The organism is Candidatus Brocadiia bacterium, assembly GCA_041658285.1.
GTDB lineage: Bacteria > Planctomycetota > MHYJ01 > JACQXL01 > JACQXL01 > JBBAAP01.
Map to the genome: position 1 here is coordinate 16961 of JBBAAP010000004.1, position 16812 is coordinate 33772.

The 16812-nt window shown below is 46.3% G+C and carries 15 protein-coding genes; 13 read left to right on the forward strand and 2 right to left on the reverse strand.

The window, feature by feature from the left end:
* Window positions 1–4: 4 nt before the first annotated feature.
* Window positions 5–466, reverse strand: a complete 462-nt coding sequence (locus tag WC980_05640; GenBank protein ID MFA5794533.1) for a hypothetical protein — start codon at window positions 464–466, stop codon at window positions 5–7.
* A 145-nt stretch (window positions 467–611) separates the two neighbouring features.
* Here WC980_05640 and tgt point away from each other — a divergent pair, with 145 nt between their 5' ends.
* The 13 genes from tgt to WC980_05705 all read left to right on the forward strand — a co-directional run bounded on the left by tgt (window position 612) and on the right by WC980_05705 (window position 14652).
* Window positions 612–1709, forward strand: coding sequence for a tRNA guanosine(34) transglycosylase Tgt (gene tgt, locus WC980_05645; GenBank protein ID MFA5794534.1), 1098 nt, complete (start codon window positions 612–614; stop codon window positions 1707–1709).
* A gap of 67 nt (window positions 1710–1776) precedes the next feature.
* The gene (locus tag WC980_05650; protein ID MFA5794535.1) at window positions 1777–3699 is read left to right on the forward strand and encodes a transglutaminase domain-containing protein; all 1923 of its coding nucleotides are present in this window, start codon (window positions 1777–1779) and stop codon (window positions 3697–3699) included.
* The gene (gene rimO, locus WC980_05655) at window positions 3699–5000 is read left to right on the forward strand and encodes a 30S ribosomal protein S12 methylthiotransferase RimO (GenBank protein MFA5794536.1); all 1302 of its coding nucleotides are present in this window, start codon (window positions 3699–3701) and stop codon (window positions 4998–5000) included. The genes WC980_05650 and rimO overlap by 1 nt, the downstream gene beginning before the upstream one ends.
* Window positions 4997–5581: a CDP-diacylglycerol--glycerol-3-phosphate 3-phosphatidyltransferase gene (gene pgsA, locus WC980_05660; protein ID MFA5794537.1), complete on the forward strand. Its 585-nt coding sequence runs from the start codon at window positions 4997–4999 to the stop codon at window positions 5579–5581. Before rimO ends, pgsA begins: the two co-directional genes overlap by 4 nt.
* On the forward strand, window positions 5578–6039 hold the full coding sequence (locus WC980_05665) for a phosphatidylglycerophosphatase A (GenBank protein MFA5794538.1): 462 nt from the start codon (window positions 5578–5580) through the stop codon (window positions 6037–6039). The genes pgsA and WC980_05665 overlap by 4 nt, the downstream gene beginning before the upstream one ends.
* A gap of 26 nt (window positions 6040–6065) precedes the next feature.
* On the forward strand, window positions 6066–7817 hold the full coding sequence (locus WC980_05670) for a SpoIIE family protein phosphatase (protein MFA5794539.1): 1752 nt from the start codon (window positions 6066–6068) through the stop codon (window positions 7815–7817).
* A gap of 91 nt (window positions 7818–7908) precedes the next feature.
* Window positions 7909–8823 (forward strand): hypothetical protein, encoded by a 915-nt coding sequence (locus WC980_05675; protein ID MFA5794540.1) that lies wholly within the window; start codon window positions 7909–7911, stop codon window positions 8821–8823.
* A 92-nt stretch (window positions 8824–8915) separates the two neighbouring features.
* A complete protein-coding gene (locus WC980_05680) occupies window positions 8916–9428 on the forward strand; it encodes a hypothetical protein (GenBank protein MFA5794541.1) in 513 nt (170 codons plus the stop codon).
* Between the two features lie 4 nt (window positions 9429–9432).
* Window positions 9433–10266, forward strand: a complete 834-nt coding sequence (gene kdsA, locus WC980_05685; GenBank protein MFA5794542.1) for a 3-deoxy-8-phosphooctulonate synthase — start codon at window positions 9433–9435, stop codon at window positions 10264–10266.
* Window positions 10263–10880: a hypothetical protein gene (locus WC980_05690; protein ID MFA5794543.1), complete on the forward strand. Its 618-nt coding sequence runs from the start codon at window positions 10263–10265 to the stop codon at window positions 10878–10880. Before kdsA ends, WC980_05690 begins: the two co-directional genes overlap by 4 nt.
* A complete protein-coding gene (locus WC980_05695) occupies window positions 10877–12631 on the forward strand; it encodes a hypothetical protein (protein MFA5794544.1) in 1755 nt (584 codons plus the stop codon). The genes WC980_05690 and WC980_05695 overlap by 4 nt, the downstream gene beginning before the upstream one ends.
* Window positions 12632–12666: 35 nt before the next feature.
* Entirely contained in the window at window positions 12667–13416 is a 750-nt protein-coding gene (locus WC980_05700) for an HAD family hydrolase (GenBank protein ID MFA5794545.1), read from the forward strand.
* Entirely contained in the window at window positions 13417–14652 is a 1236-nt protein-coding gene (locus tag WC980_05705) for an amidohydrolase family protein (GenBank protein MFA5794546.1), read from the forward strand. It begins immediately after the preceding gene.
* 1 nt (window position 14653) lies between these two features.
* Here the strand turns inward: WC980_05705 and priA are convergent, their stop codons facing one another.
* Window positions 14654–16744 (reverse strand): primosomal protein N', encoded by a 2091-nt coding sequence (gene priA / locus WC980_05710; GenBank protein MFA5794547.1) that lies wholly within the window; start codon window positions 16742–16744, stop codon window positions 14654–14656.
* Between the last annotated feature and the right edge of the window lie 68 nt (window positions 16745–16812).

The following is a 16812-nucleotide window of genomic DNA, read 5'->3' on the forward strand; positions in this document are numbered from 1 at the left end:
TGATTTAGTATGGATAGGGCGGCTTGCGGTCGCCTTCCTCGTCGTAGTCGATGGTCCGTTCCAGTTTATGCTTGATGTCGTCGATGCTGTGCTTGGGCGCGAACCGGGTGTGCAGCCAGTAGCCGATGTAGAGCATAAACGAGACGATGATGATGAACTCGAATGGGCTGAGGTGCTTGGGCGTGATGCAGGCGTTGAGGGTGTCGATGACGCCGGTGAGCATGCCCTGGACGATGTAGATTTTCTGGTACTTGGCCAGGAAGTCCACGGAAATCTTCAGGCCGCTGACAAGTATCAGTGAGGCGGCGAAGATAGAGCCGATGAAGCCGATGCCCGGACCGAGCATTCCGCTGATGAGCCGGTTCATCACCCGCCAGACCAGCCAGGTCAGCGCGGCGGTGGTGGCCAGCGAGAACAGGAACGCGACGATGCTGTCGATGATGTGTATGGTCGATGGTTCGCTCATATCAGGTCTCCTTATTTGAATATCACTGCTATGAATTTATCGCGCCGGGGAAATATGTCAAGAATTTATGCCAATTCAGGGTTGACTATTCTTAATGATGATTATGTTGACTACCTATTAGTTTTGTTAATCTCTTATGTCAGATATGGATAAAGCATTCGAGTTCAAGGTCATCAAGAAGGATAAATCATCCGGCGCGCGGGCCGGTGAGTTCCGGACTCCGCACGGGACGTTCCGGACGCCGGTGTTCATGCCGGTGGGCAGCCAGGCCACGGTCAAGTCGCTATCGCCGGAACAGCTCAAGTCGGTTGACGTGCAGATCCTGCTGTGCAACGCCTACCACCTGTCCAAGCGACCGGGGGAAAAGATTATCAGGGAGATGGGCGGTCTGCATAAGTTCATGGGCTGGGACCGGCCGATACTGACCGACAGCGGCGGGTTTCAGGTGTTTTCACTGGCCAAGCCGGACCGAGCAGCCGGGAAGTCGGGCGGTTTGGTGCGCTTGAGCGATGACGGTGTGGAGTTTCGCGAGCCGATCAGCGGCGATACGGTGTTTTTCACGCCGGAGCGGGTGATTGAGATAGAGGAGGCGCTTGGGCCGGATATCATCATGCCGTTTGACCAGCCGGTGCCGTATCCGAGCAGTTATTCGGATGCCAAGTCGGCGCTGGAGCGGACGCTCAAGTGGGCGCAGCGGTCGTTGGACGCCAAACGGCGCGACGACCAGATGCTGTTCGGCATCGTTCAGGGCGGAACTTATAAGGACCTGCGCAAGGAATCGGTCGAGGCGCTCAAGGCAATGGGTTTCAAGGGATTCGCCATCGGCGGCTTGAGCGTGGGCGAGGATAGCTCGGTCATGTTCGAGACGCTCGAGCCGCTGATGGAGCTGCTGCCCGAGGACGCGCCCCGGTACCTGATGGGCGTGGGCACGCCGGAGGATATCGCCCGGGCCATCAAGCTGGGCGTGGATATGTTCGACTGCGTCCTGCCCAGCCGCAACGGACGCAACGGCTGGGCGTTTACCTCGCAGGGCGTGGTCCGGATTAGGAACCTGCAGTACCAGACAGATAAGTCGCCGCTCGACCCGGACTGCGACTGCTATACCTGCCGTAATTTTACCAAATCATACCTGAGGCACCTGTTTCAGGCTGAGGAGATACTCGGGCTGTCTTTGATGTCACTCCATAACATCCGTTATTACCAGAAGCTGGTGTTCGTGCTGAGGGACGGAATCAGCGGTTGAATTATTGGGTAATTATTTGACTTGTTTTCTTTATTGTCTACCATAAGCCCAAAAGGAGATAAATTATATGACTAAGATTGCCAGAAATATCACGGCCGGGGTGTTGTTGGTGGTTTTAGGATTGGCCAGTATCGGCGCAGCGGACAAGAAATCCAATGCGGTCAGCGACAGCTGGTATGATCTCATGTACCAGGGGCAGAAGATAGGGCATGCCCATTCGCTGGTGGAGAAGGTCAAATACCAGGGCAAGGATTGTTATAAATTCACCGAGGAACAGCAGTTAAAGATTCAGTCCGGGCAGGGCGAGGCAATTGAACAGTCCGAGATTATGACCTGTTATACCAGCCTGGATTTTGTACCCATCCAGATGACCAAGACGGAAAAGAGCAAGGACCGCCAGCGCAATGTCGAGGTGGTCGTGGCGGCCGGCAAGATAATATTCAAGGGTGGGCAGCAGGACAAGGCCATAAACTTCGAGAAGGGCGTGGTTTTTGCGGTCAACGGGCTGTTGCTCAAGAATAAGGGGTTGCTCAAGCCCAACGCCAGCGCCACATTCAAGGTCATTTCCGAAGGTTCACAGAGTATCAACACCGAGAATATAAAGGTGGTAAGACAGGATAAAGTAAAAACCGGCGCCAAGGAAGAGACGGTTTTTGTAGTCGAGTCGACTAGGTCGGACAAGCCGGGCGAATTGCTTACCATAGTTGTTGATTCCAAGGGCGTAGAGCGGATGATTGAGGGGTCGGGGTTGAAGATGGAATTGACCTCGGAAGAGAACGCTAAAAATCAGGAAAAGGCCGGGACGATATCAAGTTCGTTGAAGACCAATTTCAGCGTGCCTTTTACCGGGCGGATATCAGCCATGCGGATGAAGATGGTTCTGTCCAAGGAGTCGGACGCGATTATCCCGGAGACCGAGTATCAGGAAGTGACCGGGCAGAAGACGGAGTACCAGGTGGTTTTGAAGGAAATCCGGGTCGGCCCGGACAGCACGGTGAGCTTGCCGGTCAAGGACGGCGCTTTCAAGAAGTATCTGGAGCAGACGCCGCGGATAACCTGCAACGACCCTGTTATTACAGCCAAGACCAAGGATATAGTTAAGGGCGAGACGGACGGGTTTAAGGCGGTTAAACTGCTTACCGATTGGATTTATAAGAACGTCAAGATAGGTGAAGGCGGAGCGGCCACTAAATTGGCCAAGGACATACTCAAGGACAAGGAGGGCAACAGCGAGGAGTTCGCGATTCTTTTCAGCTCGCTGGCCCGGGCGGCCGGATTGCCGACGCGCAATGTCATAGGTTTTATGTATATCAGCGGCGACTTCAACACGCACTATTGGAACGAGGTTTACCTGGGCAAATGGCTGCCGGTCGACACCATGGTCAACCGGGTCGGTTGTCCGGCCATATACATAAAAATGGGCGAGGACGACGACGGCCGCGAGGAATCGAACGTATCGGCCAAGATGAATAAGCTTTTGGGAATGGCCAAGATGAACATAGAGTCATTCAACGACCAGGACCGCAAGATTGAGATAGCCGAGCCGGAGAAATTCCTATCCGAGAGCGAAGAATTGATAGAGAACGCCTTGCTGGGCATGAGCATGCCCAAGCCGTCCGGTTGGAAGGTGAAAAACAAGTCGCTCGAATCGGTGACACTGATAGGCGCCGGCGAAGCCAAAATCATCGTCAGCGGAATTGAAATTGCCGAGGAGCTGACCCGCGACCTGTTCAATAAAACATTCAAGGAGATTGCTTACCAGTTTTTCGAGAATTTTAGCGCCAACGCCATTAAGCAGACGACCATAAACGGCAATAGCGCTTATGAATGTTTGTTCACCGGGAAGATTCAGGATATTAGCATAAAGAATATTTTTATACTTACTCAGGGCAACGGCAAGACATTCTTTATATTCTTATCAGTTGCGGATGAGCGGTTTGGCGAAGTAGAGGGTGATTTTAAGACGGTAGTCAGCGGTTTAAAATTCTGATGAAAACAGTCCGTTGTGTCAGCCTGGGCTGTCCGAAGAACCTTATTGATACTGAGGTGATGCTCGGCAAATTATCCCGGGCCGGTTATAGGATTATTGATGAGGCCAAATCCAATGACATCCCGGATATCTGGTTGATAAATACCTGTTGTTTCATCAAAGAGGCCGAGAATGAGTCTCTTGATGTAATTAAGCAAGCGGTAAAATCCGGCGGCGGCTCGGAAGTGGTCGTGGCCGGGTGCCTGGTCCAGAGGAATCCGGAGCTGATACGGCGGAAGTTCGGCAAAGGCGTCCGTGCGGTGGCCGGCGTGTTCGATCGCGACAATATCGTCGGCATATGCGGCGGATTAGGCGTCAATAGGGCGGTGTCCAAACCGGCCAGATTGTGCCGGGAGGATACGCGGAGGTTGCGGGTCACGCCCGGCCACTTTGCATATCTGAGGATTGCCGAGGGCTGCAATAACCGCTGTTCCTATTGCGTCATACCGTCCATCCACGGGGCATACAGGAGCAAGCGCCCTGAAATCATTATCAAAGAGGCGAAGGAACTGGTTGCCAATGGTGTCAGGGAATTGAATATCATTGCCCAGGATACGACTTCATATAAATCCGGGCGGACAGAACTGCCTGAGTTATTGGCCATGCTTAACCGGATAAGCGGACTGAAGTGGATTCGGCTGCTTTACACCCATCCGGCCCATTATTCAAAGCGGTTGATTAGAGCGGTGGCCGAATTGCCCAAGGTGGTGAAATACCTGGATTTACCGGTCCAGCATATCAGCGACCATATTTTAAAACGGATGTGCCGAAGAGTGTCGAAGGAACAGGTCATCGACCTGATTTCCGATTTAAGGTCTGAGATTCCCGGGTTGTATATCAGAAGCACGGTAATTGTCGGGTTCCCGGGCGAGACTAAAGATGATTTTCGCGAGTTGATGGATTCCCTGAAGCAGGTAAGGTTCGAAAGATTGGGCGCCTTCCGCTATTCGCGGGAGCCGGGCACTCCGGCCTCGAGGCTGTCCGGTCAGGTGCCGGACAAGGTAAGCCAGGCCAGGTTGGATGAAGTGATGCGGCTTCAGCAGTCGATAGCTTTTGAGCATAACCAGAAACTTATCGGGCGGAAAATAGATGTAATAATTGACTCGATTTCCGATAATGGCTATATTGGCCGGACCTACGGCGATGCGCCTGAGGTGGATGGGAACATCTTTATTAAGACCGGCAAGTCGCTGAAGGCGGGCAGTATTATCAGGGCTAAAGTAACCGGGGTTAAGAATTACGATTTGATGGGGATTGTATGAACTTACCAAATAAAATAACGGTCAGCAGGTTTTTCCTGTCCATAATTTACTTCATACTTTTGTATTTTTCGGTGCATAAGGACGTTATAAATCCCAAGATGCTGGATGTAAGCATCGTTGTATTCCTGATTGCGGCTGTGACGGATGCGTTGGATGGGTATTTGGCCCGGAAGTACAAGATGGTTACTAACTTTGGGCGGATTGCCGACCCGTTTGTCGATAAGATTCTCGTTTGCGGTTCGTTTATATTTTTTGTCAGCTGGGATGCGCTGAACCCGTTCCTGAGCGCCTGGATGGTGGTGGTAATCATCACCAGAGAGTTTTTAGTGCACGGGATACGGGGTATGGCCGAGGCCAAAGGAATCGCATTTCCGAGCACGTCCTGGGGCAAGCAGAAGACTTTGGTCCAGTGTTTTACCATAGTGGCTGTCTTATTATATGTCGGATATTTTCGCAACAGGCCGGTGCCGGGTATAATACTTCATTCGTTCATTTGGCTTACTATTATTTCTACAGTCATATCGGGTCTGACCTACTTTTTGAAGGCCAAGCAGCTTGTCAGCAGAAGTGATCTTGAATGAAAGATCTTTTCTTTTTAGGGATTGTCACCGGCGGTTATGCGCATAAGGTTCCGGCACTGAAGGGCACATTCGGGACTTTGGGCGCGCTGGCTATTTATTGCCTTATCTGGGTGCTGGCCGGCCGGCCTGATGATATGACCATAGTGTTGGCCGGACTGGCCATCATTTATACGATTACCAGTTTTTTATTGGAGCCATGGGCGCAGAGGTATTTTAACCAATCTGATCCGAGGGCTTTTATTATCGATGAATGGGCCGGGTATTTTGTGTCTATGCTATTCCTGCCGGCAGGTTTTTATTACGCCATAATCGGATTTTGCGCATTCCGGGTTTTTGATATCGTCAAACCGTTCCCGATAAAACGGCTGGAAAAGATACGGGGCGGTATCGTATGGGATGATTTGCTGGCCGGAGTATATGCTAATCTGTTAATACAACTTATGAAATGCTTGATATGATATTTTAATTTGGTAGAAATATGAGTATGGAAGGTAGCGGAAAACATAATCTGCCTAAGACCGGACAGAGCGGCGTGATGAAGTCTGCTAAGAGCACCGGAGGGACTTCGGCTGTAATAAAGAAGACCGGCACAGGCAAGATATCCAGCTCCAAAATGCCAACCGCCAAACAGCCAGCTGCGCCTGAACCGGAACATACCCAGCATGTTTTCGGCATGAAGCCCACCGGCATGTCTCTGGCAATCAAGTATACGCTATATACTTCTATTATCACGGCCATTGCTATTTTAATCCTGGTTTTTATGGCCAAGTCGTCCGTTGAATCGGCTATGGAGACTGAAATTAACAAGGCTGGTATCCGATTGATTAAGGCATTATCTGTCATGGATATTGATTACTGGATAAATAAAAGCAAGGAAGTTGAAAAGAATGGCGAGGGTTATAACCCTCTGGTTAGTTTTGATTCGAACTCAAAGCTCAGGGATAAAGTGGGTGCCAAGGAACCGACTATAATGAACATTGCCATAACCAAGGAACCAGAGGGATACCATCTTTTAAGCATTAGGGGCAAGGGTGATAAGCTTTCGATGAGTAATGCCAAATCTATTTTTAATGTTTCAGAGGAGAATATAGATATTACGGAAGGTCTTTATCGGGAAGCAAAAACGGGGGTTGAGGTTAGAACCAGGCTATTCGTGAAAAACATTATTGATAGGGAAGGTTTGCGCGGCGGTAAAATTTACCTGTTTTTGTCGGCTAAAGAAATAGATGAAACCATGAGCCGGGTATTGGCAGGTTTCTTATTCCCGGCTATTCTGACAATCATAATCGGCGGTTTACTAGGGTATTTTATGGCTAAACAGGTTACCAGGCCGGTTAAGACATTGATGGAAGATATGAAAGTGGTTAGTGAGGGAGAGTTGGGACACCAATCCACCGTTAAGACTGATGACGAAGTCGGCGTGCTGGCTAAAGTATTTAACCAAATGACTCTTAGCCTGGCTACCGCGCACCAGAAAGAGATGGAGACAAAGGCGATAGAACGGGAGCTTAGTATAGCCCGTGAAATACAGTATAATCTGTTGCCCAAAGAAATACCGGTTGTTCCGGATTACGATATCGGTGCGCATTATAAGCCGTGCTATGAGGTCAGCGGTGATTATTATGACCTTATCAGGATAGACGATGATAATATAGGTGTTGTGGTGGCGGATGTTTCCGGTAAGGGCGTGCCGGCTTCTATGATTATGACCATGACCCGGAGCTTAATCCGGATGGAATCCGAACACAATATGTCGCCAGCCGGTGTTTTAAGCAAAGTAAACAGAATATTAGCCAAGGATATCCGGCGCGGTATGTTCGTGACGGCTTTGTATTACATTATTAACACGAAAACCGGCATAGTAACTATGAGCAGTGCTGGCCATAACCCCATGTTGGTTTGGCGTTTTGACGAGAAAAAGTACGAGCTGGTTAATCCTAATGGAATTGCCTTGGGGTTTGACCGGGGGGCGGTATTCGACCGAACCATAAAAGAAATGACCGTAAAACTGGGGGTTTATGACCGTGTGGTAACCTACACTGATGGCGTGACCGAGTCGATGAACGAGGCTGATGAAGAGTTCGGCGGGCAGAGATTTTTCGAGCTGACCGGACAACTGGCTCAGTATAGTTCTAGCCGCTATATTGAGTCGGTGATAAATAATCTGGAGCAATTTAAAGGATCCGCGCCTCAACATGACGATATTACGATAGTATCAATAAAGAGAATTATTTGATTTTCTTGACGATTTTTTTAATGTAATCTATTATAAAAATATAGAAAGGGGGTGAATACAGATGAAGAAATGGATAGGAAGCATCATGATTGTGATGCTGTTAGTAGGCTGCCAAGCAACAGGAGGCAAGGTCAAGGAAGTGTCCTTAACCCCGGGTCAGGGGCAGATTAAGGCGCCATGGGCGAATTTTCCGGAAGGTTCATGGGTGCTTTATAAGGTGCTCAGCCCGACAGATGGCATGGAATACGAATACAGAGAATCTATTCACAGGATTGCCAATGGCCAAGGCGTAATCGTTAAATCGATGAGAGTTGGTGATAAATGGCAAAAAGTCGGAATGGAGCCTGTTTCGTTACTGCCAATCGGTAAGCCGGGTGATAAAACCCGCGCTACTGCTACAGTCAAAGTGGGTAATAAGGAGCTTATTTGCAAGGTCGTCGATATGCCCATAAAGATGGGTGAGACAACTACCAGCGTGAAGAATTACATGTGCGACGAGATACCCGGCGGGTTAGCCGTGAGGGAAATGGGCGGTAAAGAAGTCCGAAAGGTTATCGACTTCGGTACAACCAATATTACCCCTGGCTTAGAAGAGGTTGTCCAGATAAAGGCACCGTGGGCCGGATTCCCCAAGGGCACGTGGATTAAGTACAAGGTAGTAGCTCCTGATGGCAAGGAAACGATGTTCAAGGCGACTCTGGTTGAAGTAAACGATGAAAAAGGTATCGTTGAAACATCAGAACTGGTCGGCGAGAATTGGGAGAAAAAGGATGCTCACGATGTATCCTTGCTGCCAATACCGCGCTCAGCGCGCCAGTCTCAACTCACCATGCTCAAGATTGGTGAGAAGGGGATAACTTGCTCCTATATTGATATGACATACCGAATCGGCGATATGGCCACAGTAATGAAACAGTGGATGAGTGAAGATGTCCCGGGAGGTATGGTCCGCAAGGAAATGGCGGGTCGTTGCGTATGGGAAGTCGTTGACTTTGGAACGAAGTAACAGGTTAACTGGGACGCACTCAGCACTCAGTCCCGATATTATCGAGGTTGAGTAATGGGTGCGTCCCATCTTTTTATCGTAAGATACCTAAAATGAGAATTCTCATTGCATTTTATTTTTTTGTTGCCATATTCATTTCGGGATGCCAATCTTCGGAGCTATCAGTTGTTAAATCAAGCCATCAGCAACTTGACGCAAATAATCCTTGGGCAGGTTTCGGGAAAGGCAGTTATGTTCATTATAAAATTATGCGTCCATCGGATAGTGCTGTTATAGAACAGAAACAGACAGTGGTTGACGTGTTGCCGGCCGAGATTTTACTGGAAACTTCAACTTTGGTTAATGATGAATGGCGCAGTGAAGGTGTTACTGAATACCCACTTGCGGTTATTGCTAAGCCGGGTATAGCTGTTGCGTTCAGCGAGGAAGTAGTTAAAGTTGGTAAGCATGAAATTGATTGTAAGGTTATGAGTCATGAATTAACCATGGGTGAACACGCGACTATTTATCGCGCTTGGGTGTCACGTGAAGTTCCCGGTGGAGTGGTTAAGAAGGAAATGGCCGGCGTGGTAGTTTGGGAGTTATTGGAATTTCTTAAGAAGTAAAAATATGGGGAATAGAATTAAGCTTAATCATATGGGACTCAGTAGAAATAGCCGGTTATTCTTGATAGCCGGCCCTTGCGTGATACCTCCAAAAAGTGGGCAAAAGGAATTATTCCAAACAGCCCAAATACTCAAGGATATTACGGATGAATTAGGTATTCCCTTTGTGTTTAAAGCGTCTTATGATAAGGCCAATCGGTTAAGCCATCGTTCTTACAGAGGTCCTGGCTTGAAAGACGGACTAAAAGTGCTGGCTTGCCTGAAAAAAGAATTTAAATTCCATATTTTGTCGGATATTCACTCGATTTCTGAAGTAAAACCGGCGGCAGAAGTGTTGGATATAATCCAGATACCGGCTCTGCTTTGTCGCCAGACAGATTTGGTTATTGCTGCCGCACGGACTAAGCGTGTGATTAATCTAAAAAAAGGCCAATTTATGGCCCCACTCGACATGAAATATATCGCTGAGAAGGTTTCCTCCTGCGGTAACCATAACATTATATTAACCGAACGGGGAACGGTTTTTGGATATCATAACCTGGTTAATGATATGCGTTCAATACCGATTATGAAATCTATCGGTTACCCAGTAGTTTATGATGCGACTCATAGTGTGCAACTGCCCGGCGGTGGACTTGGAAAATCGGCGGGGCAGCGTGATATGATTAAGCATCTGGCTCAGGCTGGTGTCGCCGCTGGTGCGGATGGCTTATTTTTAGAGGTCCATCCCAAACCAGATCGTGCGTTATGCGACGGTTCGAACTCTTTAGCTTTAAAAGATTTAAAATCACTTCTTGTTAAGCTTATCGGGATTAAAAGTATCATTGACGGGATATGATTGTATCGATTATCGCTTATTCCGGTCCGATAGTTGTCGGTTTAATCATCCCTTTGTTGATTAGCGATAAGGATTTGCATTTAAGGACATTTCTTTTAAGAATACTTATTTTAACCAGCATTGTGGTGTTAGTTATTGGGCTATCCGTTTTATTAGCTCAGGATAGTTCCTATTCCCTTACAGTTAAAAGGTATATTTTTCTGGTTCTATTCTTAGCATCATGGTCAGTGCTAATCGGCGGGCTGCATTTTTTTTTATCAAACTTAAATACTATTAAAATTCTGGCGCAGATAGTTATGTATGCGGTTGTGTTTTTTTTGTGCGGTTGGGTATTTTTTGCGAATCCTCTGGTTGAAGCTTTTGTGTTTAATCCATCTATTAGACAATTTTTTATTAAGGCAACGGTTTTTGGTAATCCGTTTTTGACGATGGCTGCAAGTTTTTTTTCTCATGATATTTTAAGATCCGGAGAGCTTTATAAACAGTCGGTCATAGGAGCTTATTATCCATACAATTATGCCAATTGGGTTATACTGACTTGTATTTATTGCATTATTGGGGTTATTTGCTACTTTTCCGGTTATCGATTAAGGAAAAGCAGAGTGCTAATATGAAGATAATAGTTTATATCCTTCTGATTGTTTTTATCAGTGTGGTAATAGTCAGCGAATTGATACTGCCTGATTATATTTCATCTGAAGATTTTATCAGAGTTATTGTCATGGTGGGTGCCTTAATATTAATTGCTTATATGGTTGTTGTTTCTCCCGCTATGTTTTCCAAGCTGCATGTAAACTTAGGTAAACATAAGCCATCTGAGGGGGCACTTTTTAAGATACCATCTTTGGAAGAGCGTAAAAAAACAAAAGAAGCTGGTCAATTTAGGTTTACTTTCGGACAAAAGGATTCCGGTGATAAAGAATCTAAGAAACTTTTCAGGATACCACAGCTTGATGAATCTAATCAGGGTCGGTCTGCTCCTCAAGTAAGAAAAATGTTTGGTACGGCCGGCATTAGGGGGTTAATCAATATTGAAATTACGCCTCTGTTGGTAATGAAGATGTGTCAGGTTTTTGCTGATTACCTTTGCAATAGGGGCGGCGTGGCGATTGGCTACGATTCCCGTTATGGCGCGGATATTTTGGCGATGAGTTCAGCAAGTGGCTTACGTTCACGTGGAGTGAATGTTGTTGATTGTGGCGTGGTACCGACCGGAGGGTTAGCCACCTACGTGGTGAAATATAAACTTAATGGTGGTGTATTGATAACCGGTTCTCATACCCCTTTTAATATGACAGGAATAATAATATTGAAATCTGACGGTTCTTACCTCGATGATCAATTGGCACGTGAACTTGAAAAGCGTTATGCGGAATATGATCAAGCCCAGCCCACTAAAATACCACTAGAGGCGTTAGGGTTATATCGCAAAGCCGATGACGCTTTGAGGATATACCGCGATTTTTTACTGGAGAAGATTGATCAGGCTATCATTAAATCAAAGAAGTATCATGTTTTGGTTGATCCGGCTAACGGCCCGGCCACATTAGTTTTACCAGAACTTTTGAAGAATTTAGGATGTGAGGTTTCGGTAATTAATAGTGAGTTGGCTCCTGTGCCGAAAAGGTCAGCTGAACCTCGTCGGTGGAATTTAGCAGAGACGGCCGCCAAAGTTAAAGAAAATAACTGCATTTTGGGAATTGCTACAGATGTTGATGCCGATAGAGTATTGTTTATTGATGAAACAGGGAAGGTCATGTCTGAAGATTTGATTGGAGCTGTATTTGCACGTGATATACTGAATTGTGGTGACGTATGTGTAACACCTATAAATTCATCCGGATTGATAAGTGAAGTAGTTGCTGATCGGCAAGCCAAACTTCATTATTGTTGTATCGGACAGCCGGCAACCTTGAAAGTTGTCCGGGATTTAAAAGCTGATTTTTCATACGAAGAGTCTGGTAAATATTATTTTGCTCGTGATTGCTTGTGGCCAGACGGTATATTGGCTTCTTTGAAATTACTTGAAATTATGGCTCGTCAGGGGAAACTGCTGTCGGAACTTGCGAGCGGGTTCAGCAAGTTTTTCCAAGTTAAGCATAATGTTAAGTATGCGCCTCATATGGCGGAACAGATAATGGCGCGGGTTAAAAAAATATGGCTTGAGCAGGCGACTGAAAATATGATTGAAAATGTTACCATTGACGGATTGAAGCGTGTTTACAATGATAAGTCATGGTTGCTATTAAGAAAATCAGGAACGGAGAAAATTATCCGTATATATGCGGATGCGCTTTCGCAAGAGCGGGCCGATGAGCTTGTGCGCATAGGTGAGGATATTGTTAATAAGGCTATGGGTAAATAAGTTGACTTTTTGCAATGGTGAAATATAGTTTAAAAATGTTGAAGCATAATGCTGGGAAATGTAAGTCTGCGGATGGGGAAAAATCCTGCAGTAAGAGTCGCCGCGGAAAGGCCTGCAGGTTTAGGGCGGTTATATTCGATTTGGGGAATACTATTTATGACAAACAGTATTATGTTGAGAGTGCGTTTAAAGAGATTATTAAGTACCTTTCCCAATCATATTATTTGAATTATCAGGCAACCCTGGATTTATTTTATCGTATCTGGAAAGTTCGCACGTCGCACTATGAATTTCTTCTGGAAAATTTATTGAATGTTTTGGGGATTTTTTCACCAGAATTGATGGGGCGTTTATTGCAGATATATTATAACCATAAATCGTCAATACGCACTTATCGGGGTGTTCCGAAGATGTTGGATGTTTTAGGGCGTAAGTATAAGCTGGCAATTCTGACAGACGGGAATCTTTTGATGCAATATAATAAGATTAGGACACTTGGAATTGAGGATAAATTTGACTTGATTCTATGCTCCGCTGAACACCCTAAGAAATACGCTAAACCTAATTCCTATTGTTACAGGTTGGTTACGGAAAAGTTGAATGTTAATCCTTCTGAAACAGTTTACGTGGGTGATAATCCGAGTGAGGATTTCATCGGTGCGAAACAAATAGGGATTTTTACAGTACGCGTTCTTCAAGGAGAGTTTAAAGACTTTAATTCCGATAAACTATATGATGCGGATGTGGTTATTAAGAGTATTATCGAATTACCGAAAGTGATATAGATGTTGTTGCGCGCCAAATATGTTATACCTGAAGCGGGTAAAGTAATAGAAAATGGTTATGTTTCTATCGGCGGTCATACCATTAAGTCCGTGTCACATATCAAATCTTTAGGCCGGGTTTATGATTTAGGTAATGCGGTGCTAATACCAGGATTGATTAATCCTCACGCGCATCTCGAAGGTCCCGAACTTTACGGCGGGATAAAGCCGCAGGGGGCTCCCAGATTGAAACCTCCCCAGAGTTTTACCGAATGGGCGCAAAAAGTAATAAAGACAAGGAAATTACTGACCATTGACTTTATGAATAAGACGGTCGCGCACGGATATAAAGTTTGCATCCAAAACGGGATTACTACCGTTGGTGATCATACGCACCTTTTAAGGGTTGCTCAAGCGCAATTGAAAGCCCCTATAAGGCGTTTTGTTTTTGAGGAAATATTCAATCTTGATCCGGTTTCGGCGAATGTCACTGCAAAGGACGCGAAATTTATATGCCGCTCGGTCCGGCAGAGCCCGTTATTTAACGTTGGTTTTGCTCCGCACTCGCCGTATTCTGTTTCTGGACCGCTTTATCAGAAGCTTTTTTCTATGGCTCGCAGCCATGGTTGTATTATGTCGACCCATCTTTCGGAACTTAAGGAGGAAGTGGCTTTTACTAAAAATGGAAATGGTAAAATGGTCGGTTATCTTAAGAAGATTGCTCGTTACTATGACACCTGGGAACCTCCTTTCTGCACGCCGGTTGAATATATGGATAAACTCGGAACGCTCAGTCCGCCGGCATTTTTTGTGCACTGTAATTATTTGACGCCTAATGATATTAGATTATTGGCTAAATCAGGTGTCAGCGTCGTATTTTGCCCTAATAGTCACCGGTATTTTGGGCATAGGAATCACCCATTCAGAAAATTACTTAAAGCCGGGATAAATGTATCGCTCGGTACAGATGGATTGGGCAGTAACGCCGATTTGCATATTCTTAAGGAAATGAAATATGTCGCTGAAAATTACAATGGATTAAGTTATTTTCAGATATTTAAGATGGGTACTATTAATGGAGCTAGAACATTGAATATTCATAAAAAAGTGGGGGTGCTTAAACCGGGCTATCAGGCGGATATTGCAGGTTTCTCTATAAGAGGGAATATCAAGCCCAAAGAATTATTGCCTTATCTTATTCATACCGCACCGCATAGTATACTTACTATGGTGGCTGGAAAGATTCTGAAGCCTTAATCTATAAGAGGCTGATTGGGTCGTGGTCAAATGTTACAAGAAATGCCTTGCCGTATCTGGCAATTATATCTTTGACCGAATCGGCGGCTTGTTTAAGCAAGCTGAAATTACTGGCTTTGACAATCATATGCCAGCGGTACCTGCCTCTTATTCGTTCCAGTGGAGCCGGTGCCGGTCCTAATATTTCCACTCCCGGTCCGAGAGTGGATTCTATGCGTCGGCTGATTTCTCCGGAAAGATTTGCAATCATTTCTTGGTTCACTCCTTCAATCAGGATTCGAAGTAATTGGCTGAAGGGAGGATAGTTAAGTTCCTTACGGTAGAGAAGTTCTTTCCGGGCGAATTCCTCAAAGTCGTGTTTAGCCGCAGTTAGAATACTGTAATGTTCTGGGTTAAATGTTTGGATTACCACCTTGCCGCCTTTAGGGCCGCGTCCGCTTCGGCCGGCTACCTGGGTTATAAGCTGGAAAGTTCGTTCCGGCGAGCGGAAATCCTTTATATAAAGCATGGTGTCGCCTGATATAATGCCTATTAGGGTGACATTTGGTAGGTCCAATCCCTTGGCAATCATTTGCGTTCCGACCATTATATCCGTCTCTCCGGTTCCCAAATCATATAATGCTTGGCGGTATGACTGTCGCGAGCGCATTATATCACTATCCATTCGGGAAACAGTCGGGGTGGTTTCATCCGCTGGCCCGCCTGGCAGGTTTTTGACGTAATCCGGTATTGTGAATATTTTCTTGATGTGCTCCTCAACCTTTTCTGTTCCGGTGCCGGTATTTCTTAGTTTGGGGTAACCGCAGTCCGGACAGACGGTTGGCATATCGTATTCTTTACCACAGTAATGGCAGAATAATTTATTCTCATGGCCTTTAGAAGTTTGTTTGTGGTAAGTTAACCCTACAGCGCAGCGTTTGCAACGGACAATGAACCGGCACCGCGGGCAGGTTACCATAGTTATGAATCCGCGCCGGTTTAAGAATAGCAGTACTTGATTCCCTTCCTTAACGGCATGACGCAGTAGAACTTCAAGCCGTTTAGACAGTATCGGCATCGGGTTTTTAGGATTCATTTCCTTGCTCATATCAACAATATCAACCGTTGGCAGGGGTCTTTGCTCGATCCGCTCCGGCAGTTTAATAAGTGTATATTTCCCGGACATAGCGTGATAGTATGATTCTAGGGACGGGGTAGCCGACCCGAGTATTACGTGGGCATTTTCCGTCTCAGCCCGTCGTATAGCCACTTCTCGCGCGTGATACATCGGCGCATTCTGTTGTTTGTAAGTTGTTTCATGCTCTTCGTCTATGACGATCAGACCCAGATTACTAGTCGGCGCGAATACGGCCGAGCGGGCGCCAATAACAATCTTGGCCTGGCCGCTTCGGATGCGTTTCCAGTGTTCGGTCCGCTCTTTTTCGGTCAGATGACTGTGCAATACTGCAATTTTATCCGTGCTGAATCTCTGGCGAAATCTGAAGATGGTTTGAGGAGTCAACGCTATTTCCGGCACTAGGACAATGCTCTGTTTGCCCAATTCCAGCGTTCGATGTATCGACTGGAGATAAACCTCTGTCTTACCGCTGCCGGTGATGCCGTAAAGCAAAAATACCCGTGACGTATCCGATTCCAGAACAGGCAATATGGTTTCCAGAGCTTTGGCCTGGGCCTGATTAGGTGTATATGGCTTGACTAAAGCCACTTCATCGCTTAGAAACGGGTCTTTGGTCTTGGATTGTCGGGTTATCTGAGTTTTACGTATCCGCCGCACGCCAGAAGGCAAGGCGGATTCAAGCGCTTGTCCTAAGGAACAGAAATAATATTCTGAAATCCACCTGCAAAGCTCAAACATCTTATCGTTAAGCAGGGGAGTTTCGTCAATGATTCGTTTGATGTCTCTTATTCTATAACCGGACGATTCGGCCGGCAGATTGTCAACTATTCCGATGCAATAGCCTATAGTTGTGCGGGGCCCGAAGTCAACCTCTACCCGGGAGCCTATCCTTATTTGCCCGGACATGGTGTCGGGTATGTGATAATGAAACCGTTTATCCAGCGGTATCGGAAATACAATCTCAGCGTAAGACATAGCCGGATGATAGCATATAAAGGGATGCTGACAAGAGTTTTGTAAGTAGCAGTCTGGTCCAGATTAAT